At 42.9% G+C, this 25,171-nt stretch carries 21 protein-coding genes and 1 pseudogene; 17 read left to right on the forward strand and 5 right to left on the reverse strand.

Features of this window, described 5'->3' with window-relative positions:
* The first annotated feature begins 37 nt into the window (after nt 1-37).
* Both rlmD and NYE35_RS03770 read left to right on the forward strand, forming a co-directional pair.
* Nucleotides 38-1,588 carry a 23S rRNA (uracil(1939)-C(5))-methyltransferase RlmD gene (rlmD, locus tag NYE35_RS03765; RefSeq protein ID WP_341120176.1) on the forward strand — a complete coding sequence of 517 codons (1,551 nt, stop codon included), beginning with the start codon at nt 38-40 and terminating at the stop codon, nt 1,586-1,588.
* A gap of 421 nt (nt 1,589-2,009) precedes the next feature.
* Entirely contained in the window at nt 2,010-2,978 is a 969-nt protein-coding gene (locus tag NYE35_RS03770) for a phosphotransferase enzyme family protein (RefSeq protein WP_341120178.1), read from the forward strand.
* Nucleotides 2,979-3,467: 489 nt separating this feature from the next.
* Here the strand turns inward: NYE35_RS03770 and NYE35_RS03775 are convergent, their stop codons facing one another.
* The 4 genes from NYE35_RS03775 to NYE35_RS03790 form a co-directional block, all read right to left on the reverse strand.
* Nucleotides 3,468-5,123, reverse strand: a complete 1,656-nt coding sequence (locus tag NYE35_RS03775; protein WP_341120180.1) for a M56 family metallopeptidase — start codon at nt 5,121-5,123, stop codon at nt 3,468-3,470.
* Nucleotides 5,124-5,288: 165 nt separating this feature from the next.
* On the reverse strand, nt 5,289-5,888 hold the full coding sequence (locus tag NYE35_RS03780; protein WP_076317079.1) for a DUF1129 family protein: 600 nt from the start codon (nt 5,886-5,888) through the stop codon (nt 5,289-5,291).
* Complete coding sequence (locus NYE35_RS03785; protein ID WP_370510529.1) at nt 5,882-6,202, reverse strand: PadR family transcriptional regulator; 321 nt, start codon at nt 6,200-6,202, stop codon at nt 5,882-5,884. Before NYE35_RS03785 ends, NYE35_RS03780 begins: the two co-directional genes overlap by 7 nt.
* A gap of 470 nt (nt 6,203-6,672) precedes the next feature.
* Entirely contained in the window at nt 6,673-8,463 is a 1,791-nt protein-coding gene (locus NYE35_RS03790) for a flavocytochrome c (RefSeq protein WP_341120182.1), read from the reverse strand.
* A gap of 272 nt (nt 8,464-8,735) precedes the next feature.
* Here NYE35_RS03790 and NYE35_RS03795 point away from each other — a divergent pair, with 272 nt between their 5' ends.
* From NYE35_RS03795 to scfB, 5 genes and pseudogenes are all read left to right on the forward strand, one after another.
* Nucleotides 8,736-10,322 (forward strand): histidine kinase, encoded by a 1,587-nt coding sequence (locus NYE35_RS03795; protein ID WP_341120184.1) that lies wholly within the window; start codon nt 8,736-8,738, stop codon nt 10,320-10,322.
* The gene (locus NYE35_RS03800; protein ID WP_341120186.1) at nt 10,297-11,079 is read left to right on the forward strand and encodes a response regulator transcription factor; all 783 of its coding nucleotides are present in this window, start codon (nt 10,297-10,299) and stop codon (nt 11,077-11,079) included. Before NYE35_RS03795 ends, NYE35_RS03800 begins: the two co-directional genes overlap by 26 nt.
* A gap of 73 nt (nt 11,080-11,152) precedes the next feature.
* Nucleotides 11,153-11,233: pseudogene (locus tag NYE35_RS31375) on the forward strand (SF0329 family protein); the annotation flags it as partial.
* Between the two features lie 449 nt (nt 11,234-11,682).
* Nucleotides 11,683-11,832: a six-cysteine ranthipeptide SCIFF gene (scfA, locus tag NYE35_RS03805; RefSeq protein ID WP_076098734.1), complete on the forward strand. Its 150-nt coding sequence runs from the start codon at nt 11,683-11,685 to the stop codon at nt 11,830-11,832.
* Between the two features lie 122 nt (nt 11,833-11,954).
* Nucleotides 11,955-13,349, forward strand: coding sequence for a thioether cross-link-forming SCIFF peptide maturase (gene scfB / locus NYE35_RS03810; protein ID WP_094902216.1), 1,395 nt, complete (start codon nt 11,955-11,957; stop codon nt 13,347-13,349).
* Between the two features lie 450 nt (nt 13,350-13,799).
* Here scfB and NYE35_RS03815 read toward each other — a convergent pair whose 3' ends face one another.
* On the reverse strand, nt 13,800-14,045 hold the full coding sequence (locus NYE35_RS03815; protein WP_036684794.1) for a helix-turn-helix domain-containing protein: 246 nt from the start codon (nt 14,043-14,045) through the stop codon (nt 13,800-13,802).
* Between the two features lie 151 nt (nt 14,046-14,196).
* On the opposite strand from NYE35_RS03815, the gene NYE35_RS03820 reads away from it, so the two are divergent.
* The 10 genes from NYE35_RS03820 (at nt 14,197) to NYE35_RS03865 (ending at nt 25,126) form a co-directional block, all read left to right on the forward strand.
* Nucleotides 14,197-14,694 (forward strand): hypothetical protein, encoded by a 498-nt coding sequence (locus tag NYE35_RS03820; protein ID WP_036684797.1) that lies wholly within the window; start codon nt 14,197-14,199, stop codon nt 14,692-14,694.
* A gap of 248 nt (nt 14,695-14,942) precedes the next feature.
* Nucleotides 14,943-15,632 carry a nuclease-related domain-containing protein gene (locus NYE35_RS03825; RefSeq protein WP_094902214.1) on the forward strand — a complete coding sequence of 230 codons (690 nt, stop codon included), beginning with the start codon at nt 14,943-14,945 and terminating at the stop codon, nt 15,630-15,632.
* The gene (locus tag NYE35_RS03830) at nt 15,629-16,651 is read left to right on the forward strand and encodes a restriction endonuclease (protein ID WP_076098730.1); all 1,023 of its coding nucleotides are present in this window, start codon (nt 15,629-15,631) and stop codon (nt 16,649-16,651) included. Before NYE35_RS03825 ends, NYE35_RS03830 begins: the two co-directional genes overlap by 4 nt.
* Before the next feature lie 69 nt (nt 16,652-16,720).
* Nucleotides 16,721-16,870 (forward strand): hypothetical protein, encoded by a 150-nt coding sequence (locus NYE35_RS03835; protein WP_176462595.1) that lies wholly within the window; start codon nt 16,721-16,723, stop codon nt 16,868-16,870.
* 181 nt (nt 16,871-17,051) lie between these two features.
* Entirely contained in the window at nt 17,052-17,159 is a 108-nt protein-coding gene (locus NYE35_RS03840; RefSeq protein WP_081382388.1) for an NERD domain-containing protein, read from the forward strand.
* A gap of 110 nt (nt 17,160-17,269) precedes the next feature.
* A complete protein-coding gene (locus NYE35_RS03845; RefSeq protein WP_094902212.1) occupies nt 17,270-19,510 on the forward strand; it encodes an MrcB family domain-containing protein in 2,241 nt (746 codons plus the stop codon).
* Nucleotides 19,482-21,896: a restriction endonuclease-like protein gene (locus tag NYE35_RS03850; protein WP_094902210.1), complete on the forward strand. Its 2,415-nt coding sequence runs from the start codon at nt 19,482-19,484 to the stop codon at nt 21,894-21,896. Before NYE35_RS03845 ends, NYE35_RS03850 begins: the two co-directional genes overlap by 29 nt.
* Before the next feature lie 481 nt (nt 21,897-22,377).
* A complete protein-coding gene (locus NYE35_RS03855; RefSeq protein ID WP_081383426.1) occupies nt 22,378-22,956 on the forward strand; it encodes a sigma-70 family RNA polymerase sigma factor in 579 nt (192 codons plus the stop codon).
* Nucleotides 22,949-23,800 carry a hypothetical protein gene (locus NYE35_RS03860; protein WP_094902208.1) on the forward strand — a complete coding sequence of 284 codons (852 nt, stop codon included), beginning with the start codon at nt 22,949-22,951 and terminating at the stop codon, nt 23,798-23,800. Before NYE35_RS03855 ends, NYE35_RS03860 begins: the two co-directional genes overlap by 8 nt.
* A 213-nt stretch (nt 23,801-24,013) precedes the next feature.
* Complete coding sequence (locus NYE35_RS03865) at nt 24,014-25,126, forward strand: helix-turn-helix domain-containing protein (RefSeq protein ID WP_094902206.1); 1,113 nt, start codon at nt 24,014-24,016, stop codon at nt 25,124-25,126.
* The last annotated feature ends 45 nt before the right edge of the window (nt 25,127-25,171 follow it).

Raw genomic sequence — 25,171 nt, forward strand, 5'->3', positions numbered from 1 at the left:
ATACAGCGATGATAATGAAAGAAGTGAACAATAAATAATGAGTAAACACCGCAGCGGACGCAGCACCAGCCGCCCAGCCGGCAAGGCGCCTGTCGCCGGACTGCCTGTGAATAAAAATGATGAGGTTATGCTCGATATTATCGGCATGACCCATGAAGGTGAAGGGGTAGGCCGCGTAGAAGGCTTTACCCTTTTTGTGCAGGGAGCCCTTCCCGGAGAGAAAGTCCGGGCAAAGGTGCTCAAGACCAAAAAGCAGTATGGCTACGCCAAACTGCTGAATATAGTAGAAGCAAGCAGCGCCCGCATCGCGGCGCCTTGCGAGATCTATGACCAATGCGGCGGCTGCCAGCTGCAGCATATGGACTACACTGCTCAGCTGGCGTGGAAACGGCAGCTGGTGGTGGACAACCTGGAGCGGATTGGGAAGCTTCGGGTGGCTGGTGGCGGGAACAGCGGAAAGAGCAAAGGGAATGAAGCTGTTGAGAGTCAGATAGATAGTGCTAACGATGGTGGCATCGTGGATGGTACGACTGATGGCGCTGGAGTAGCTCAGACAGATGGCATTCTTGTTCGCCCTACACTCGGCATGGACGAGCCTTGGCGTTACCGCAATAAGGCACAGGTGCCAATTGGGGTTACAGAAGGCGGTCTTGTGGGCGGCTTCTACGCACGCGGAAGTCACCGTATCATCGATATGGAAACCTGCTTGATTCAGCATGAAGATAATGATGACGTTGTGCGCAAGGTGAAAGATATCGGCAGAGAACTTGGCATCTCTGCTTATAGTGAAGAAACTGGCCGTGGCCTGCTGCGTCATGTCGTCGTGAAGAAAGCTTTCCGCACAGGTGAAATGATGGTCGTCCTCGTAACCAACGGCCGCGACATCCCGCATCTGGACGCCTGGATCGGCAGCATCCGCGAACAGCTGCCGGATGTAGTCAGCATCTGCCAGAACGTCAACACTCAGCGCACGAATGTCATCTTCGGTGGCGAAACCCGCGTCCTGTGGGGCAGAGACGTCATCTATGACTACATCGGCGATGTACAGTTCGCTATCTCAGCGCGTTCGTTCTATCAAGTGAACCCGGCACAGACTGAGGTGTTGTACGGTAAAACCGTTGAATATGCCGGACTGACTGGCAATGAAACGGTTATTGATGCCTATTGCGGGATCGGTACGATCTCCCTCTTTTTGGCGCAGCATGCGGCTAAGGTATACGGTGTCGAAATTGTACCGGAAGCTATTGAGGATGCCCGGGCGAATGCGAAGTTGAATGAGATGAAGAATGTAGTGTTCGAGGTTGGTGCCTCTGAAGATGTCATTCCGAATTGGAAAGAGCAAGGGATTACGGCGGATGTTATCGTGGTCGATCCACCGCGTAAGGGTTGCGATCCGCGGTTGTTAGAGACGATTCTGGCTATGAAGCCGGAGCGTGTGGTGTATGTGTCGTGTAATCCATCGACATTAGCAAGGGACTTGCGGGTGCTCGAAGATGGCGGGTACAAGACAGTGGAGGTAACTCCGGTGGATATGTTCCCGCATACGGTGCATGTGGAGTCGGTGGCGTTCCTGGTCAGGAAAGACTAATAGTTGAGGTGTATTGGTGGATATAGCAAAGGGTGGGGAGAAATCCCTACTCTTTTTTATTTATATATGAAAATGGGGCAGGGGAAGCATCGATCCGTAAGCCTAACTCAAACCGCCATATTAAAAAACAAACCCATGTTGATGCGTCAGCATATAACATAAAATCATTAACACAGGAGTGCTTGTCAGTACATTTAATGCAGGATGGATGCACCGCTGGAGAAATTGCTTATAGTTATTTTTTACCATACAGCGGCTACATTTTATGGTAACCTAATGGTGGAAGTTATTTCTTACCGAAAATGATGGAAGGGGTGACGTGTTTTGATAAGGAAGGATAATCAAAATTGTATGTTTATGAGAGGGCTTGCCTCTTAATGGAGTTTAGTCCTCTCATAAATAACGGGAGGAAAACATCGAAATGATGAAGTTAAGTAACATGGTTAGAGGTTTAGCTTCAGATGCCGTTGCAAAAAGTCTTATTCAAAATTGGGAACATGACGAAGGTACATTAACGTTCTGGCGTGCCAGTTCCAACTTCGTATATGCTTTCGAGAATAAGCAGGAGAAATATTTTTTGCGGTTCAGCTATGATCAAGAAAGTTCTATCGAACAAATTAGTGCAGAGCTTGAATTCATGGAATATTTAAAATCTAATGATTACCCTTGTGTTTCTCCTATTCTTTCAGTAAACGGAAAGTATATTGAAACAGTAATGAAGTCAGAAGGAACATATTTTGCAGTTGTGTTTAGTTCAGCCCATGGCAACACATTGGATGAGAACATAACCGAGATGCAATGCGAGGACTGGGGACGGTCACTTGCTTCTTTTCATCAATTATCGAAGGTGTACGAGCCTGTTAGTACGAAGCGATTCAATTGGCAGGATATACTATGGAAGATTGATGCTATGTTACAAGCCTACCCAGATGAAAAAGAAGCAATTGAGGAACTTGATATACTTACTGAACGGCTTCAATCATTCCCTATTTCAAACACCAATTATGGATTAATCCATTATGATTTTCAATTGGATAACATATTTTATGAAGAGAATAATCGTGTGTTCAGTGTTATTGATTTTGATGATGCTGTTTATAGTTGGTACGCTCTCGACATTGTAACTGCACTTGATGATTTTCTTGATGATGATATGAATTTGGAACACTCTCAAGTGAAATGGTTTCTTAAAGGTTACTGTTCAGTAATTCCGCTAAGCAATGAGGATATTAACCAGTTTCCGTATTTTCAAAGGCTAATGAAGTTATATAGGTTCTCGAAATTGTTATGGTCGTTGGAAGGCTCAGAGGTCGTGGATGCACCCAAGTGGCTTGATGATGTAAAGTTAAAGTTCGCTCGTGTTAGAGACGAATTGAGACGGGGATTTTAAGAGCAAGACTGAGTAAATAACAAACAAGATCCTCCAAGTGTAATGCAAGGTGGATCTTGTTTATTTTGGCTCTTTTAAATAATTGCAACTTGTCAGCCAGAGAATGTTTCATCTTATCGGGTTATGGAGAAATATGGTGGGATGAATATTACTAGGCTATTATGGTTTAACATAGCTTTTATTTTAGGTGAATAACAGCCACATCTTAATGTAAAATATACCTATCTACCGTCAGTACTCATCCCATGTGGAGAGTGTAGTATTGAGGGGCGAGTCTATATAGGTTACGCCCCCTGCTTTAGTGGGTTTTGGAAGTTGTAACTTATCTCGATTGAACCATCTTCGTGAAGGACTACACGGTTAATCATCTTGTGAATCATATCTCTCAGGATTTCCTCGTTGCTTACTTCTAGCAAGGCGAATTTCGTTAACTCCGCCTTGAATTTCGATATGGGCATTCGAGGCATCGTCCATTGTGTAGAACATTGATCACTTTGAAAATGATTCCTTAAATCGGTCGATCCACCAACGTCTACGAATTTCTTTTCCCCATTTATGACCATAAACTCTTAATGTGTATACTCGCCAGTACATAGGTGGGTGATCCATCATTTGAAATTCCAAGAACCTTAAGAACCTAGGTGACCTTGCAAGAGAGGACTTTATTTCTTTCAGATCATTTTTCTTCATACTATACTCTGCTGTTTTCTTCATCGCTTCATCTTGAGATGTAGCAAGAGTTGCTAAGCTATTAGCCATTTGCAGCGTTCCTCCATCAAGAAATGAAGCGCCTAGATGATCTGCCCTTACTTCCATCAATTGAGAACAAAATGATTGAAATAATGGAAATAGAATTATGAGTAACCAAACTAAAAAAAATAAAGGAATAGCAAAAGCTTCAACATCAGAAATTTGTTTGAAGATAAATAAAAGTGCAACAACCACAATTAACATTAATAGAACTCTATACAGTTGCCCAAACAGGATATCTCTCTTCTTTACATGAACTGCTTCGTGGGCTAATATCCCTTCAATAGCATCTATGGGCAATTTTAATGTAGCGGTTGTTAAAGTTACCATTGACCGTCCAATATTCATACCTGTTGCTAGTCCATTGTATTGTGCGGAATCAGTCTCATAAACTTTCACGTTTGGAATATTAGCTTTAGCAAATACCTTTTCAGCTACTGATATCACCTTAGGATCGGTTGCAAGTTTAGCATCCATGGCAACCTTTAGTACACGATCAGATATATATATATTAAATAACCAATAAATAATCGCTATACTAACCATCAACCATGCAGGAGTTCTAAAGTAATATAGGAGCAATATCATTCCAGTATAAGCGGATACCCCCTTTACTGTTATAGCAAAATAGAACTTGCCAAGAAGCCGTTTGATATTCCTTTTATGATAAAATGGCAGAATGTAAAGCTCATTTTCAATAGTATTTTCAAATTTCGTTCCCGTTCCCAATTCAGTTTTCCACTTTTCTGTTTCTTTAATTGTCAGGTATATTGTTTCTCCTGGTAATTGAAGTCGTAATACTTTGTTAAAGCTAGTTGTGAAGTCGGTATTTGATGTGAAGAGGGTAAGATATGGATGAAGTTTTAACAGGTCTACTGTTGATTCGATAGTTATCTCCTGTATATCTTTGATGGAAAATTTTCTTGAGTCCAAGCGGGAAATGATATATAAGTTTCCTTGTTGTTTAGAAAAATACAGGCTAGTTGTAAAATAGATCACAAGACGTTTGATCATTTCGGTAATAGCAATGAGCAGCCCGTATACAATAAAGTATTTTAATGGGCTATTTTCGGGTCCATATATCAAATATAAGGAGGCACCAGTAAATACAAGGATTGAAATTCCCAATTCCCCAAGCATCCGTTGATTATTTCGAATAATTCCTATTTCCTCGACTTCTAGTTGGATGACTTCTTCCTTTAACTCTCCAAACTTCCCCTGACCCGTCATTAAAAGAGACATCGATAAGTACCCAGCCGAAACAAACGCAAAATAAATGAAGCCTTCTGGAAAGCCCTGTTGATAGAAGATAAATCCAATTGCTAAAATAGCTCCGGTAATTTCACTTGCATAACCAAATTTACTACTCGATCTTCCAGTTAAGACGCCAACCATATAAATAATACAACCTAGTAATAGATATAACATAGTTTCAAAGATACTTGGGAACATATAGTTACCTACAATTCTAATTAATTTTCTCATTGATCTTAATGATTAACAGATGAGTGTGTTCTCGTTCTAACTAGCGAAGTAGCACTCTTTGCTTTATTGTGTCGGTCAACGTTTCTTTTTCACAAATGTACCAAATAACGAATAGAGAATGATAACAAGGCTGACCGTAGCGGTAATATAAGCAGCGCCATCATGAAGAACGAGATGTGGTCTAGCAGGCAGAATACGATCGGACACAAGAAAGAATCCAACATATACGAGTATAATGACCATTCCTAGTCCGTAAATCATCCAGAAGGATTTGTGCTTTGAGGAGAAAGAGCCAGCACGAAGAATGGTAAATAAAACATAGGACAGGGCTAGTGAGAGTGCTAGATATACGATATTCTCGTATAGCGGAATCGTTAGTTCTCCGCTGAAACCGTTTAGAAAACGCCAAATAAGAAGCAAAGGGACCATAGGTGCAATTGTTTTTATTTGTTCCCATTTCGATGATTTGGGAAGCTCCTGAATGATCTCATTACAAAAGGACTTGGGATCTTGGCCAAATACTTGTTCGAATGATTTCCCCTCCCGCTGAGCCGTTAATAAATGATCTTCGAGTTCCATGAGGATCTCACTAGCGCTGGTATCCGATACGGCAGAGTTGCTCTGAATGTAGAATCTCATTTCGTTTAAGAGGGATTTGTTTTTTTCGTTCAGCATTTAGCACCATCCTCTTTTTTTATAATACTGTTTACCGCATTACTTAGTTCGTTCCAATTTCCACGGAATAATTGAAGCTGCTGTTCTCCTTTTAGGGTTAGGCGATAGTATTTGCGGTTAGGCCCCGATGCAGAGGGACGTAGTGTACTTGCTACAAAATTTTCTTTCTCCAGACGAAGTAAGAGGGGATAGATGCTCCCTTCCTTTGCGAACACGAAGCCACTAAGAGCAAGCTTTTCCATAATTTCATATCCGTATGTTTCCTCTTCATCAATGATTGCAAGAAGACATCCCTCAAGCACCCCTCTAACCATTTGAGTGAACACGTGCATTCCTCCAATTGTAGCCTCTAGCTATATTGTTCAACAAGGTACTGAGTAAATAAATAGGTAGCTTGTATTGCAAGCTACCTATTAAATACTATCCAATTGTTACTTGTAATGCAAGTCAAGATATTATCATTTGAGGAATATGTTTTTTGGAAAGTTACTTTATTTCGTTAATAATAGAACATACTGTAGCAATTGACGAGCGTAGCCCCTAGGCTCCGCTATAAAAAAATCGTGAAGATCTTCGTGGTCACACTTTTAGTCACAGTGCTTATTTTTTTCATGACGATGACACGAATACATAAATAAACCGCCCTGTTCGCAATGTTGCTAACAGGGCGGTTTGCTATGTCATAGAGGGCAGCTTGAAAGTTAGCAGTCAACCGGCACTCTACAAGTTATCTTGCACGTTTTTAAGGCTAACTCTTAATAGAGCAGTTACACAAAAAATAAGATTACTCTGCTACAACTTGTTTGCCTGCAATTCGGCCGAATGTGAAGATATCAGCGATGGCATTACCGCCAAGACGGTTTGCACCATGAATGACCCCTGTTACTTCACCTGCAGCGAACAACCCAGGGATGACTTCGCCTTTTTCATTCAATACGTGAGTCTTCTCGTCAATCACCAAGCCGCCCATTGTATGGTGAACGGAGGGTACAGCTTTTTCGATGTAGTAAGGGCCTTTTTCAAGAGATTTCAATCCACCGCGATGTTTGAAATCAAGGTCTTTACCTGTTTTCGCATAATCATTTACTTTATTAATCGTTTCTTTCAAAGTGTTCACGTCGATTTTGAAGAAATCAGCTGCCTCTTCAATCGTATCGGCTTTAAAGAGCAAGCCTTGTTTAACGAGTTGATCGTATTCGTCTTGATGAACTTCTATCGTTTTACCGATATCCTCAATCCCTTGATTCCATAATTGATACGTATATCCGCCCGTTTGGGCAAGAATTGCTTTAGAAATAACGTCACGACGTTCTAATTCCTCAACGAAGCGCTTGCCTTCTTGGTTAATCAGGATCGCACCATCGAAGCGGGAGTCTGCAACCAGGGAAATAACACCTGTCTCAGGATTACAGATTGGATACGTTTGAATATTCTCCATGTTTGTCAGCTTGGCGCCAATCGTTTCTGCCATAACGATACCGTCACCTGTAGATCCTGGTGTATCGGTAGTCATATATTTTTCATCCATTTTAGGGTTATACTTTTTACGCATCTCTACATTGGATCCAAAACCACCGGTAGCGATGATGACGCCTTTGTTCGCATGAAATGTGATCTTGTCGCCAGTACCTGAAGTCGCAGTTACACCTGTTACTTTGCCGCTTTCGTCCTTCAGCAAGGTTTCGGCTTTCATATTCGTTTTGATCGTGATTTGATCAGCGTCTGTTTTGGCTTTTAACTTAGTAATCAATTCAACACCTGTATGACCTACAGGAATCAACGCACGTTTTCTGGAATGGCCTCCAAATTGGAACAGATGATCAGGTAAGAACTCTACCTTGATATCATCGCGCAGCCATTCGGCAGATGCTAGAGCATTGTCGGCAAGAATACGAACCATCTTTGGATCCCCGAGGTTGTCTCCGCCTTTCATCGTATCATCATAGAACAAGTCAGCCGTGTCATCAGTGATGCCAAGAGCACGTTCAACCCAGTTGTCCGGCGCATTCATCTCACCACCGGAGATCAATGTGTTGCCGCCAACAGCTGGCATTTTCTCGAGCAGAACTACATTAGCTCCAGCGCTCTTCGCTTCGATAGCCGCACTAAAGCCAGCACCCCCGGCACCGATGACAACAACATCATAGGTTTGCTCGACTTCTTCTTTGTCTTTGCTTCCACTGACTGCAGCGCCAGCGACAAGGGTAAGTCCAGACTTCGTAATTGCATCTTGAATGGCTTCGAGATATCCTTTGCTTGTAACTGTAGATCCACTAATGGCATCAACTTTTGCGCTGTTAGTTGCCATGACATCTTGCTTGAGCTGCGTATAAACAGGTTCTGCAAGTACTTCATTTTCCTTATGCTCTGTCACTTTAATGTCAGTGATCTTGTTATCTAATAAGGAGACTTGTACTTTAATATCGCCATGTTTACCTTGCCCAACTCCTTCAAAGACTTGAACTCCGTTTGCATCTGCAGCGGGTTCTGCATCTTTACTGCCGCAGGCAGCAAGCGTGAACATAAGACTGAGGACTAGTAGAATAGATAACAGCTTTTTCGTGTGAGTTCGCATAATATCTCCTTCATTCTGTTGTGAATTGGTTACATACACTAGGGAGAGGAAGATTTGCTAGGCAAATCCTTTATCTCTAGCCTAGACATGAATGTTATTTCATGTGAAAATATGCACAAGACCTATTATAGATTTAGTACAGCATTATGTATTTGCACAGATTAGTGTTTTTTTGTCTTTTTCGGGCATGTAAGAAACGGATATTGTGAAGGGCTATGATTACAATGAAATCAATTCACTTAAAAATTACGTTAATCGCAGGAGGCTGCTTCTTGCTGCTGTTCGTTGCATTGCTTGTAACAATATATTTGGAGATGAACCATACGGTTGTCCCTTTGAATAAGAACTTAACGCAGCAAGTGGTTACTGCACGCAGCGACCAGATTGATTATTGGTTTAATCAGCGCATTGGAGAGATAGACATGCTTGCTTCTCTAGCTTCGGACCATCAGTGGACACGAGATGAATTGCTGCAAGAGTTCGATAAGTTCGAGGCGAAGAAGCAAGTAGAGTACGAATCCATACGTGTGGTGGATATTCACGGAAATTCCTGGTCAGCAAGGGACAAGCCTTTTTCGATACTAAACCGACCCTACTATCGAAAACTGCTGAATTCAGATTCCAATTATGTGGTGAGCAATCCGATCGTATCCAAAGCGAATGCAGCCGAAATCGTCGTCATTCTTTATCGTGTTAATCCATCGGTGAATGATGAGGTAGCTTATATTGCCGCAGCCGTCTCCGTTAAGAAGATGAAGGAGATTGCTCAAGATGTAATGCTATATGACCAGTCAGGCCAGCTTATCATCGATTGCAGAGAGCTGGGTGAAGGAGATGGAGCGGAGGAGGCAGCAGATAAGAAGAACATGAGTGTATTTGAGGCTCCAATTCAAAATGTGGAAGGCTGGAAGCTAGTACTCGAAGTACCGAATTCAAGTCTATCGCTAGCGGTGATCAAAACCCAGCGGACTGCATTGCTGGTAGGCGTTCTTATCGGTAGTGCGTTTATCGTCTTTCTGATGCTGCTTGCTTCTTCCATTATTCGTCCAATTCAGTCGCTTCGTCAGGTAATGGAAAATGTGCAGAACGGCAACCAAACCATACGTGCAGATGTTACGCGCTCGGATGAGATCGGCGATCTTGGACGAAGCTTCAATGACATGCTTGTTCAATTATACGCTGTGGAGCAGGACCGAAAGGAGATGGAACTCAGACTGATTCATGAGCAGATCAAGCCGCACTTTTTATACAACACATTGGATACGATCCAGTGGATGGCAACGGAACATGGAGCAGACAATGTGGTGGAGATGGTGGAAGCGCTTAGCGCGTATTTCCGATTAGGGCTTGGCACAGGCAGTCCCTACATTCTGCTTGATCAGGAGTTGTACCATGTCGAGAGTTATCTTCATATTCAAGGTGTGCGATATGAGGAGATTCTGGACTACGAGCTACGATATGATGAAAAGCTTGCTCAGTGCCAAGTCGTTCGCTTCATGCTGCAGCCTTTGGTGGAAAATGCGATTTATCACGGGATTAAGCCACTTGGGGATCAAAAGTGCAAAATTTCGATTACAGCATATAAACAGGCCGATTATTTGGTCATTAAGGTTGAAAATAATGGGGTTATGATTCCGCAAGAGAAGCTTGAACAGATGAATCAAGCCCTTCTTGATGATACATATGATCGTTCTGCCACAGGCTTTGGGCTATACAGTGTAAACCATCGCATTCGACTAGCTTACGGGATGCCATATGGCCTTGCAGTGAAGAGCGAAGATGGCATTACCGTTATGGTCATTCGAATACCTTTGGACGGGGAGTGGAATGAAGATGTGGAAGATTGTCATCGTCGATGATGAAACGATCATTCGCAAAGGCTTGCGACAATACATTGAGGAGAGTCCGTATCTTTTTGAGGTTGCAGGAGAAGCGAAAAGTGCAAACGAAGCATTGAATATGGTGGAGGAAGCCCCACCACATGTATGTCTTGTGGACATCAACATGCCGAATATGAATGGGCTCGATCTGATGAATATATTGCGCGAACGCTGCCCGTCGGTTCTGGTTGTCATCATCAGCGGGTACGATAACTTTGAATATGCGCGTCAAGCCGTGCAACTGCAAGCATTCGATTATGTATTGAAACCTGTGCCGAAGAGTGATCTGAACAAGCTGCTTCATCGGATCGATGAGCATCTTCAGGCAAAATATCCTTTGCATTCACATGAAAGCAGGGTGGATAAAGAGCGGGAGCTTCCCGGGTATACAGGGGATGGAACAGTGCTTATCCAAAAAGTGACCGAGTATATTGACAGTCATTATCAGGATCCGGAGCTGTCTATTACTCGAGTAGCAGCGCTATTTCATATCAACCAAACCTATCTTAGCAAGCGTATGAAGCAAGAAATCGGTGCTTCATTCCTTGACTATGTCACCGAGCTTCGGATATCGAAGGCGAAGGAGATTCTGGATGACGTAATGCCGAATATCAAAATCGGGGATCTGGCCGTGAAGGTAGGGTATAAGAGCCAGTACTATTTTAGTCGTGTGTTCAAAAATAGAGTCGGTTCAAGCCCCTTAGAGTACAAAAAGCATCCGTTCGGTTATGGATAGGAGGGCTATTCTCGTCCCTCTGTAGCACGCCATAGATGCTATGCTCGGAGTTGCTTTCTATCAATACGGTTGGATTTTAAACATGAGCGAGAAGATGAAGTTAAAGCATCCGATTGTGCAATATTTTTATGAACTAAGGCGTAGTACATTATAAAAATAAATAACTTCATTGAATATTCAAGAGCAGATAAACTGTCCGGAAGTGTCTTAAAGCTCCTCATATAAGTTTGTTCACACTGTCTACCCACGCATGTGGAGAGTGTCGCTCTACTGGTAAGGAAGGATACAGTGCTATGAGATCCTTATATTTATTGGACTTTACGGACAAGTATGAGAAAAAATCGTTGTTAAAGAGATGGCATCATTGCCGTCTCTTTTTTTGTTTCACTTTTTTAGTATTGCCCTGACTCTGGTTCCTGCTACCGCATCCTACGATCACAAGCATGAAAGACTGCACGAAAATTAACGTTGATAATTATGTTTAAGCCCTCTCTACTCTGTTAGGTGACGGGCATCATAGACGTACTTGCGTGATGTTGCTACGATGTTCCATGGAAATTAAGTGAAAGTGATCACAAGAAATTACAGAAGGAGTTATTTAACGTGAAAAGAATCGTAACCTTAAGCACCCGCAAACTGATGGATACCGCAAAACACGGCGGATGCGGCGCCTGCCAGACCTCTTGCCAGTCCGCTTGTAAGACTTCTTGCGGCGTTGCGAACCAGAAGTGTGAAAATGCAATGAACAGATAGGATTCGTAATTTTACCGCCCATTGCTCTGCTGATGGGCGGCTATTTTTAAGAAATGGATGCTACCTCTAAAGGAAGGCAAAGCCGTTTCTACTTGTGTGCAAAAGGAGCTTGATTAGCAAGTATGATTCATCAATATAAACTAAATGGATACAATATCGTGCTCGACACTTACAGTGGCTCAGTACATGTTGTTGATGACCTAGCATATGAAATTATAGCGCTTTATGAGAAAACTTCTGTCGACCAAATCGTGACAATGATGTTGGAGAAATATAAGCATGATTCCACCATTTCTGAGAGTGACATTCGAGAAACCATCGTGGATATCGAGGAGCTTATAAATGATGGACAGCTTTTTACAAAAGATGAGTATGAGAACCTCTCGCTTGATTTAAAAAAACGAAAAACTTATGTTAAGGCACTCTGCCTTAATGTTGCGCATACCTGTAATCTGTCCTGTGACTATTGCTTCGCCAGCCAGGGGAAATACAACGGAGATAGAGCAATTATGAGCTATGAGGTGGGACAAAAAGCTATCGATTACCTGCTTGAAAATTCGGGTCATCATCGAAACCTGGACATCGACTTTTTCGGCGGGGAACCGCTTTTGGCCTGGAAAGTGGTTAAACAGATCGTAGCTTATGCAAGAAGTAAAGAACAAGAATACAAAAAGAAGTTCCGCTTCACCTTTACGACGAACGGGATGCTGCTGAACGATGAGGTCACCGAGTTTTTAAATCAGGAAATGTACAATGTCGTATTGAGCCTGGATGGAAGGAAAGAGGTTCATGACCGGCTTCGCCAAACAGTTAACGGAAAAGGCAGCTACGATCATATTCTTCCGAAGTTCCAGGAATTCGTTCGTAAGCGCGGAGACCAAGAGTACTATGTACGGGGAACTTACACTCGTAACAATGTCGATTTCACCAACGATATATTTCATATCGCAGACCTTGGTTTTGACAAAATTTCGATGGAACCGGTTATCTGTGATCCAAAGGAACCCTATGCACTTACCGAGGAGGACCTCCCGGAGATATACAATCAGTACGAAATTCTCGCCAAGGAAATGATCGGGCGCGGTGAACAAGGCAAGGGATTTACCTTTTATCACTACATGCTTGACCTCTCGGAAGGACCTTGCATCCAGAAGAGAATCACTGGCTGTGGTTCGGGAACCGAATATCTTGCTGTCACCCCTTGGGGAGAGCTTTTTCCTTGCCACCAGTTCGTAGGGGATGAAGAGTACAGCATGGGAAATCTCTGGGATGGCATCACACAACCTGAGTTGCAATGTCAATTTAAAGAGAGCAACTGCTACTCGAAGCCGGAATGCAAGGACTGCTGGGCGAAACTCTACTGTAGCGGCGGTTGTCCCGCCAATGCGCTGCACGCGACGGGTTCCCTGGTCGGAACCTATGACTTCAGCTGTGACGTCTTCCGCAAAAGAGTCGAATGTTCCATGATGGTGAAGGTTGATGAATCGATTAGAGAGATGGAAGGGCAACCTAGCTAATTAAGATAACGGATGAATACACTACAACCGAGAAATCGACACTTCAAAATAAGGTGTTATTTCTCGGTTTTTTTGTACGGAGAAGAAGGACTGTAAGACAAGAGAGACTATCAGTTTCTGCAAATTGCAGATTACTGATTGTCTTTTAATTTGAATCTATAGAATGAATTCCACGCGATAGGTTGGTATATCGTTGTTCTAGCTATGTATTATTTGATTTCTACATAGCACGATGAATGACACCTGAAAGCGGACCGAAGGATAAAATCTGGGGGTCAGATATTGCCTCAGGCCTCCATTTTATTGGACGTCGTAGGTACGTGTCTATATCTGAATAATAAATCCCTTCAGGGATTTTGCATAAAAAATTTGCAGATCTATGTAGTATCTATTTAAATGAAAATAACGATCTATTCCAAAAACAGAGAGTTATCTCCCACTATCACTTCACTAACCTTCCCCCAACAACTCTCCAACAGAAACCTCCAATGCTTTCGCAATGGCAACCACCTCATAATCCTGCACAAGTCTATATTGACCTTCCAATCGCGATAAACTGGTTGGACTGATGTCTAAACCGAAGGTTTGCAACCTGGCAAGGAAATCCTTTTGCTTCATTCGCTTAGCTTTTCGAATAGCTACAACTCGGGTTCCAATGATATTTTTGTCACCCGGGGGCTCTTTGCGATGCCTCATTTTGGTGTCACCTCACAATTTAACCAAATTGTATGCGAGGTAAGTATTGTTTTAATGCGGATATCGAATTAAAATAAAATAAACCGATAAACGCATTAAAATTTCCATACATCGTCTACAGATATAGCTTTTCCCGGAAGGTGGGGGTGCAATGCAACATCTGATGTGCAAATATGAGGAGGAAAAGCGCAAGCTGAATGAACTCGGACAGCAATCACTGGAGCAGGGAATTCCGTTAAGCAGCAATGAAGCGGTTCAGGCCCAGAGTCGTAAGGTTGACGAACTGATTAATCGGATGTACCAAGAAAAAAACGGACATGCAGCGTCATTTCGTTTGAGTTTCTATCTTGGAGGGGATATGTTGAGCTTTCCTGCATGGTTTTTACAGACGATTCAAGGTCGAGTGGATGAGGTGACCGCACAGATTGAACATCAATCCGAGCCTAGGCATGTTTTTGAAGAAGAGCGCATAGCTTTTCAAACGTTATTTGACTCCATGGATATTGCACGTATGCCAGAGTTTGAGCACTGGGAGGATAAGCTTCAATCGAAGCAAGCTGTTCTTTATGAACGTCTATATCTTCAAGGACTAAAGGATGGCATGCAGCTTGCAAATGCCCTTACTACCCCTTCAGTTCTCTCGGACTAAGACATGTCCTGCGGGTAGCGGAGAAGCACATAGGTATCGGAACCAAAGGGGATATATGCATATCTTATCTTCGGACGGTCAATGCGACAGTCTTTTTTTCTATATATATATTTGGAATTTTTGTTTTTTTAGATGCTGTTCATCTAAAAAGAGGGCAGACCTCCATTCATGATTTGAATAAAGGGATATCTTCCCATATTGTCGAATAACCATACATATTGTAAATCTATATCAGACGAGGTTTTGCTATGTTTAAAGCGCTATTGTCTCTCTTTAAAAAATCCGACACTAAGCCACCACAGGCAGTGCGTAAGGCACAAACTCCCAAGTCGAAACCGAAGGTTGCTTCCACACGAATTGGAGAGTTAGGTGAGCATAAAATCAATATTCAACTCGACCAGTTACCTAAGGAGTGTAAATCGTTAAGCGATCTAATGCTCCCTAATCCCAAGTCTCGAACAGGTTACACCCAGATTGATCATATCGTTATTTCCCCGTATTGCTTATTTGTCATTGAGACGAAAAACTACAATGGGGAAATTAAAGGTGGGCGAACGGATCAACAATGGTCAGTGAGCAACCGTTACAAGATGTATAATCCGCTGAAGCAAAACTATGGACATATCAAGGCCATCGAGAGCCTGATACAAGGTATAGCTGCAGTGAAATTTATCTCTATGATTTCATTCACTATGAGATGTCGGTTCAGTATTGATCCGGATCTTCGGAAAATCCACTCGGACGAACTGGTTGTCTATGATGTGGAACTAAGTGAGTTTATCTCTAGGAAGTTGATTAGTTTAAAAACGGGAACCCCTGAACCTCCTATTTCTGCGGCGCAGATCCAAACTATATATGATCGTTTGGCTCAGGCTAATGTTAACGATTTCGAGATTCGCAAACTTCATGTACAGAGAATAAAGGGAGGTCCACTATGAAAAGTATGTGGCTTGTTCGAGCAGGAGAAAGGGCATATCTTATTAATGAATTTAAAGATAAGCAAGCTGTAGCGATTGGTTGGGCTCCATTGGGAGATATCGGTGGGGTAAATACACTGCAAGAGATGAAGAGGCTTTTGAAGGTACGGTATCCTGGATATAAAGAGGGTAAGATCAATATTACTGCTGGTCAGATTTTTCGTTTTGTAAGTGAATTTAAAATAGACGACCAAGTAATCACATATAATCCTGAAGAGCGACTCTATTACATAGGAAGAATCAAGTCGAATTATGAATTTAAGCCAAATTATATTACGGATAAGCCTCATATTCGCAGAATAGATTGGGAGGGGACTGTATCTAGAGATGTTTTGACGGCAAGCGCCCGGAATACGCTTGGTTCCATAATGACTATTATATCTATCCCGAATGATGTTCAGAAGGAATTGCTCAAACAAATGGTAATCGGACAGACCGATGGTAATCAACCAAGTCAACCCATAGAGTCTGTGCAAGCTGAGACGGAGGAAGAAGCCGAAGAATTAGAGCTAATTAAGGAAGACGTCATTGAGAAGTCCAATGAATTTATCAAAGATAAGATTGCTAAGTTAGACTGGGAGCAAATGCAGGAACTTGTTGCGGGCATCCTTAGAGGAATGGGCTACAAGACACGAATATCACCCAAAGGGCCGGACCGGGGAAGAGATATTTTTGCATCCCCAGATGGTCTAGGGCTTGAAGAACCCAGAATTATAGTGGAAGTAAAGCACCGTTCTGGCAGTATGGGATCTAATCAAATACGTAGTTTTACCGGAGGATTAAGAGTAGGAGATCGGGGGATTTATGTATCTAGTGGTGGATTCACAAAGGAAGCAAAATATGAAGCGGAAAGATCGAATATTCCTTTATCGTTAATAGACTTGGATCTGCTCGCGGAGTTAGTAACACAATACTATGATCAATTTGATTCAGAGACACGGACATTAATACCGTTAAGAAAAATATATTGGCCGTTATAAATTTGAATGTTTTTCTATATAGACATTCTTTTGAAGAAGAGCAAGGCCTTCTAAGCGTTATTTGTCTCCATGGATATTGCACGTAAGCCAGAGTTTGAAAATTGGGAGGATAAAGTTTCTTTAAAGCAATCTGTTGTTTATGAACTTTTATATCTACAGGGGCTTAAGGATGGCATGCAGCTTGCTAATGCATTTGCTCCTTCTGTTCTCTCGGATTAAGACGGAATTACAAGGTATACGTTAACTATATGTTGGGGCTGTCCATGCGACAGTCCTTTTTCTTATATGCATGATTGGAAGGAATACATTCCCATATTGTCGAATTACCAAATATATTGTAAATCCAGATGACTACGTATTGCTTATTTGTCATTGAAAGACGAAAAACTACAATGGAGAAATTAAAGGTAAGCGGACGGATCAACAATGGTTAGTGGGTAACCGTTACAAGATGTATAATCCACTAAAGCAAAACTATGGCTATATTAAGGCCTCAATTACAGGTTGAATCGATCTATGACCAACTGAGCCAAGCAAATATTACAGACTCAAAGATTCGCAAACTTCATGTAAAAAAATATGACTACTAGAAATCGTTAACTAGTCTTGGAGGTCAACATGCCATTACCGGAATCAGTCACGCAGATTTTCAAGCGTAAGCAAAAATCATACAAGATGGTCCTGATCCTATCCTTGATCGAAGAGCTGCGAGCCTTTCATCAGGAGCGCGTATCGTATGATCACGTGAAGCAGCGGTTTCTTAACTACTTTATAGCTGAACAGGATAGTGGAAACCGGGTAGATCTGCCACCAGGTCGAGAACTATGGAGTGATGCACCCAAAAGCCAGCTGAAAGATATCATTAACAGTCCAGTTAATGCGCTCTCGCATATTTTGTTTGTGAACTCGGAGGATAACACCATAGGTTTTCATAGCCAAATTCAAAGACAGCTAGGGGAAGAGGAGCTATCGCAATTAGAGAGACTAGCTAATGACGAACTTCAGTCTTATAATGCCGCTTTGCAGCATTTCTCTTTGCAAGGTTATCTGGAGAAGATCATGGCGGATTACACTTCTGCAAAAAAAGAAACCTTTGCAAGTCATGCACTAGGTACGTTATTTCGTCAGACACTTCCTTCTGAGCTCAAAGCGTTACCATTCTTAGATGATCAATATAAAATTCAAGGTTCTGTTGGTCAAGGGAATTGGGCAACAGTTCCTTGGCTTGCAATACTGGATAAGCGGATCACGGAAACGACTCAGCGTGGGGAGTATGTTGTGTATCTGTTTGCTGAGGATATGAGTGCTGTCTATCTTACTTTTAATCAAGGAGTGACGGCGCCTATTCAAGAGAAGGGGCGTAGAGAAGGTTATGCCTATCTGCGATCTCGAACACAAGACATACGAGGGCTCCTTTCACTGAACCATATGAATAAGGATGATAATATACACCTGGTAGATAGCGGTCTAGGTCAAGATTATCAGGTGTCTACTGTCGCTTACATCAAGTATGAAAGAGGAGCCGTTCCGAATGACGAGCAACTAATCCAAGATCTCGAGAATGTGATGGAAGATTACCGTCTATATGTGGACACAGTGACTTCTACAGGTAATGTAGCTGATAATGAGGAAGTGGAAGTAGTGACGCAAGAAGCGGAGCCCTTACAGGATGAACAAGTAACAGGTATCCTCCACCAAATCCAATCCCACATCCGCCGCAAAGGCTTTTTCTTCCCTGAGCACCTTATCGAAAATTTTTACCTCTCCCTAAAAACAAAGCCTTTTGTCATCTTGGCGGGGATATCGGGCACGGGGAAGACTCGATTGGTGAAGCTGTTTGCAGAGGCTCTTGGTGCAACGGGGAATAACGGCCAGTTTACCTTGATCCCAGTGCGGCCGGATTGGAGTGATCCTGCCGATCTGTTGGGGTACAAGGATCTTTCGGGCAGGTTCAAACCGGGTCCGCTCACGGAAGTATTAGTAGAGGCGCGGAATCCGGAGAATCAGCATAAGCCTTATTTTATCTGCATGGATGAGATGAATTTGGCGCGGGTAGAGCATTATTTCAGTGACCTGTTAAGTGTGCTGGAAACACAGGACTGGCAGGAGGGAAAGATCCAGACACAGGATCTCATATCTTCTACCATGCTGGATACGTCTGAGGATCAAGTGAAGTTTGGCAGCCTGGGTCTCCCGGAGAATGTGTTCTTGATTGGGACTGTGAACATGGACGAAACGACACATCCTTTTAGCAAAAAGGTACTGGATCGAGCCAACACACTAGAATTCAATTACATTAATCTGCAGCAGTATCCGGATTTGAATGAGCAGGTAGAGACCAGCGATAGCTCTGACGCTGCCGAACTGAATCATCTTTTTCTGCGCTCCGATTATTTGCAGCTAGTGGATGCCTATGATACCAACAAAGAGCTTGTTGTACGGACGACAGAGAGATTGGTTAAGATCAATGCCTTGCTTGAGGATATCCACGCTCATGTGGGTTTTCGGGTGCGGGATGCGATTTGCTTCTATATGATCTATAACGAACGGTATAAGCTGATGAGTGAGGAAGAAGCTTTTGACTGGCAACTGCTGCAAAAGATACTGCCGCGCATTCAAGGAAGTCATTCTTCGGTTCGCCGGGTATTATTGAAATTGATGAAAGGGGCTCTTGGTACCGGATCTGGTGTGACAGTAAATATTGAAGATCTTATGGACAATGATGCTTCTTCACTCTACCTGAGATGGGCTGTCGGTCAAACTCCACCTACGGCTAAACATCCACAAAGTGCTCGAAAATTGGCTTTTATGCTTAGGAGGCTAGAGGAAGATGGATTTACCTCTTACTGGCTCTCTTAATCAGACGGTAGAATTGCTCCGTGTAGAAACGGAGCTTTTTACTCTTTTTCTTCAAGGACGGCCTTATCATCCTACGGTGGAGACATTACAGCTTCATCGTTCTTCTAGTCAGGAATGGGTGAGTGCGCAGCTTGGGCTTGTTTGCTCCGAACGGCTTGGTGATGTTCAGATTAAAGTCTTTTCCCCTGAAGCCCATGGGATGGTGGACTGGCAGCAGAGGGAGTCTGTGTTTCCTTGTTTTTATGAGACACAGTCGTATGAGCTGGTGATTCAGAAGAAGACCGCTGCTAACCTATCTTTTTATCATGAAAATGTGCTGCTTCGGCAGGCAATTAAGCCTCTAGGTGAGACTATTCTTGCGGGTGTTCTGAACTTTGGGAATGAGGTCGGTTTGACGGAATGGGAGATCCGCAGTTCGGGACAGGCTTTGCTGCGGGTAGAGATGGAGATCTTCCCCTCTAAAATGGATTACAAGCTGGATTACCAGAATATTTTAAATGAAGTGAATGAGCAGATTTATAATTTGGCCTTTGATTTTTTGCGTAAAACCTACCAATTAACAGGCCTGCGGGAAACGCAGAATCAGAGCTTGACGGAGTTTTTCACTATACTTCAGCATGTATTTAGACAGCTTCTGGATGCCGTTGAGCGGATTAACAAGAATCCTAATTATGCTCTGCTCCAGGATCGCCGACTAGTGGACGCCAATCGGGTCAAAAAGGCTGGAAGAGAGAACATCCGCGAGCTCGCGAAGCATCCCGAACGATTAAGAGAAGACATGAACCATGGATTCTTGACCATCGGCAGCCGAAATTACACAGCCACACATTTAATGGAGACACGAAGACGTCTCGCCTATGATACTAATGAAAACCGGTTCATCCGCTGGATGCTGGAACGCATTCATGGAAAGCTGAAAGAGCTCAAGGGTCGCTGGAAGATTAAAAACCGAACCCCAGATCCATTACTTATAAAAAGGTTAGACACCATGCTCACTCAACTAGAGCGGGTGCTCAAGATGGACTTTTTACGTGAGGTTGGAGTACTGAGGCAGATGTCCGTTACACTGGTGCTGCAGATGGCCCCTGGATACCGCGAAGTCTATCGCTGTTATCTCATGCTGCTCAAAGGCTTGTCGATCCAAGGTGATCTGCTGCGCCTGTCTATGAAGGATGTCGCGCAGCTCTATGAATACTGGTGCTTCCTCAAGTTGAATCAGCTTCTGGGTCAGAAGTATAAGCTGGTGAAGCAGGATATTATTAAGGTGAATCGGAATGGTATTTTTGTTACACTTGACCGCTCACAGAGCGCTAAGATGGTGTACGAGAATCCAGTTAACGGAGAGCAGTTCATCCTGTATTATAATGCGATTCCTAGCTCGGATAGGACCCCGACGCTCAGCCAGCGTCCGGATAATGTGCTGACACTGAAGAAGAAGGATGCTGGCAAAATCAAAGAGTATAAGTATGTTTTTGATGCGAAATATCGCTTAAATCCGGCTTATGAAGGGACTTCCTATCACCGCACTTATAGGCAGCCTGGGCCTGAAGAGGATGACATCAACACCATGCACCGTTATCGGGATGCCATTGTGTATCAGGAGAAGGGATCGGGAGAATATGAGCGAAGCATGTTTGGCGCCTATGTGTTATTCCCCTACCCGGATGAGGAGCGATATAAGACCCACCAATTCTACAAAAGCATCGAGCTATTGAATATTGGCGCTTTGCCATTCCTACCGAATTCTACAAGCCTGATGGAGCGATTCTTGGATGAGATTATTCAGGATAGTCCGGAAAAAGCTTATGAGCGTTCCACCCGTCCACGCGGGACGAAAGAATACTATGCCAACCAGCTTGCGGGCAAAAATGTGCTTGTTGGTTCTGTCCGGGGACCCGAACAAGTGGAAGTGGCGCTGCAGAAATCTTTTTATCACATGCCGTTAAGGAATCTTGCAAATCAGAAGATCCTAACGCAAATTGAATACGTAGCGATGTGCCAATCCCGCAAAAAGTTCATTGATCCTGCAAAAACGGGGATTCACTGGGTAGGGAAAGTAGCGGATTGGAAGGTGCTGCGGCGTAATGAGATTAAAGAGGTTCCTTGTCGCCCGGGTACTGAAGAAGATCTGTATGTACGATTTACGGTTGAGGAATGGAAAGCAATTACGTCTCCTATCATGCTAGGTGGTCAAAGAATACAAACGGTGCTCTATACGAGTAAATATATTCTGGATCGTGCCTTGGAAATCGCGGAGCTTCGCTTAGAAACGGAGGGAGATCTTCGTGAATGGCGTGAGAAACGCCGAAGGGGCAGAGTGAAGGTGAAGTTGGATCATGAGCAGTATGTGGACTTGGGAAAGGTTGTTGAAGTTCGGAATATTTAAGGTTAGTAAAAATGTAGTAAGGTTATTGTCCTGCCATTTTATCAAGCATCCCGCTGGATAATGACAGGATTTTTTTATATTAGGCAAATACGAAACATCCCGTTAATAGACAATACTGGGAATGAGCATGTTATGATAACAGTTATTTAGAAAGAGATCACCTGGAAAAGCTTATGGATGCACTGGATGTACAAGTGTTTTGTATAGATTCTGAAAGTCTTGAAGTACATAACTATGAAATCATTGAATTATAGCGCTGAGCTTCTCCCCTTCTCTCCCACACAAATATCCACCCCGCAACTCAAGTATCGCCGCTTTTACGGATTGTGATCTTTCACCCTTTTCCCTCCATCCCACAATTATCAAAACATTTTGTTAATGCTCCGCTCGTTTCTCCGTATTAACATATGTAAGTTTCTTCACAACAAATTGCGCAATTTGTTTAGCTTTTCGATGAAGGTGAGGTGGAAGGAGGGTGGAGATGGAGGTTATCCAAGGTAAAGTGGAGCGTTACATGAATACCGAAAGATCACGTGAAGCTATCATGTCCAAAGAGGAATTTACCCGGATGTATGATACGTACTACCAACGTGTTTACAAATATATCTGTTATCGGATTAATAACCACCACGCGGCAGAGGACATATGCAGTCAGGTGTTTGAGACTGTGATGTGTAAGTATTATAGTTTTTCACAAGAAAAATCGAATTTTGAGGTGTGGCTGTTTGCCATTGTAAGAAATGCTGTGACGGACTACTTTCGGGCGCAGAAGAAAAGAAGCTATACCTCACTGGATTCGTTGCTGGAGCTTATATTTCCCAAGCCGTCTCCTGAGGAGCTGGCGATCCGTGAGGATAATAATCAGGCACTGTTCAAGGCGCTCTCCAAGCTGCGTGAGAAAGAACGCAATATCATTGCAATGAAATATGGGGCTGGGCTGAAAAATTCCGAAATTGCACAGATCATGGGCGTTAGTGAGTCCAATATCGGTGTCGTAGTATATAGAAGCTTGAAAAAACTGCATATTTCCTTAAAGGCAGGAGGGTTCAAAAATGAATAAGAAAGATGATCTCACCAAATTCAGCAAGACCATAGAACGGCTTGAGAATGCCGAACAGGGCAGCACTACCGCCAAAGAAAGAATCTATAACCGCTTGATATACAAATTGGACCATGGGGCTCTTAACCCCCAATCAGAGATAAAGGACGGGATAACGATGAAAAAAAGCAGCTGGAGAAATGCAATAGTGATTGGCAGTGCAGTAATTTGTTTGGGTGGAGCTTTCTCTGCAACCTCCTATGCACAGGATATGTTCCAGTCGATCATGGCAAAGTTTGAAGTGGGAAATCTCGAAATCACACAATACGATAAGGAAATCCCATCGGCTGCACAGTCAATGACTCCATCTGAAGATGCCCAAGGCGGGGAGAATGCGGTCATTGAATTGCCGGTTGCAGCTAAGTTAAATCTGGATGAAGCCCGTGCAGCACTTGGCATGAACTTCCCGGCACCCGACTGGATGGGAGACTATGAGTTTGTGAATTGTGTTCTTCAGGGGATCAGCATGGTTGAAGTGCAGTATAATTCCGGAGAGAATGCTGTGAATTTTCTAATCTCCAAGGGCGGCGACAATGGGATCAGCACTACAGAAGAAGTGAAGACAGAAGTAATCAACGGGACTAAAGTTTATTTTGCAAATGGAATTGTGATTTGGGAAGAGGATGGCTATACAGTAGAGTTGTATTCCCAAGTAGATTTTGATCAAGCTACACTAGGGGAAATCATTGATAGCTTTAACATTGGTGCGCCTGTTCAGCCTTTAGAGAAAGGTCAAGTGAAGGAGAACATGCAAAAGAATGGAGCAGCGGTTGCAGCTCCGGCTCCGGCTGCAGATTCAAAATAAAAGACTTACTCCGGGCAGCAGCAGCCTATAGTTACACACAGAAGACGCGAGGGGATTAGTCCCCTGAGCGTCTTCTTTTTTGAGTACACTTTTATAGAACGTTCCCCAACCATTGCCACCCCCCAAAAACAAAAGTATAATTGATAATGATTATCAATTAATGAATGAATAAAGAGTTAAGTGCATTTATATAAGCAGTAAAGAGGTGACAGCATGCAAAAACAATCGCAAAAGACGGATTTAACTGAGGTTAGAAAATATATAGAAGAGAATTTCACGAAGCACCTGTCTTTAGCCCATTTAGCTAATCTTTCTGGTCTTAGTTCCAGTTATTTTTCCTCGGCGTTTAAACAGGAATATATACAAAGTCCAATGGAGTATGTTACCCAGCTGCGGATTCAAAAGGCTAAACAATTATTGCAAAAGGAAGATGTTCGCTTAAAGTTTATAGCAGAGGCTGTTGGATATAGTGATGAGTTTTATTTTAGCCGAGTGTTCAAAAAGGTCGAAGGGATATCCCCAACGATGTATTCCAGCCAGCAAAAATCAAATATCGGTGTTGTAACTGGGAATATGATGGGGTATCTACATGCGGCAGGAATCATCCCGTTTGCTGCACCTTTAAGTGCAAAGTGGACACCGTACTACTATAATTTGTGGGCGCAAGAAATCGAGCATAAGGTAACCTTGACGCAAAATAAAAATTATTGCAGCCCAAATGAGCTATTGCATTTGCCAATTGATCTTCTTATTTCTCCAAAAGATTTGTCGTCAGAGCTGGTAAAACAGATAGAGGATCATTTTCCAATCTATTGGCTGGATGATAAGCAAGATTGTTTAGTAGCCTTAACTGAACTTGCTGCCCGATTAAATAAACAAGAAGAAGCGAAACAGTGGATCACTCAGTATAGGGCAAGATTGGAAGACGTTCGGCGCAGGTTAGACTGGGCCACTAAACCACCCAGAGTTCTAGTTATACGTATCTATCAGCAGCAAATCTTTGCTTATTGTAATACAGGTATTCAACATCTTTTATTTCAGGATTTGGGTGCAGAATCTAGTTATGAGCAGCCTGGTCTATATAATGCCGAGATTACTTTTGAAGAGTTAAGTAGATTGAAGGTAGATAAGCTATTTACGATTATATGCCCCGATGATGAGTCCCGCGCAACATGGCATCATTTGCAGAGAGAGGTTGGGTTCAGACAGTTAGAGGCTATTAAGCAGCAACAAATCTATGTTATTCATTCTGATCCTTGGTTTGAATACTCTCCTGTGGCTTTAAAACGAATGCTAGAGGAAGTTGCAGTAATGATGATACCTTGAAAATGTACATGTCTAATCATAAGATGTTACATGGTCAATGCTTCC

It is taken from the genome of Paenibacillus sp. FSL L8-0494 (assembly GCF_038003695.1).
GTDB lineage: Bacteria > Bacillota > Bacilli > Paenibacillales > Paenibacillaceae > Paenibacillus_AQ > Paenibacillus_AQ odorifer.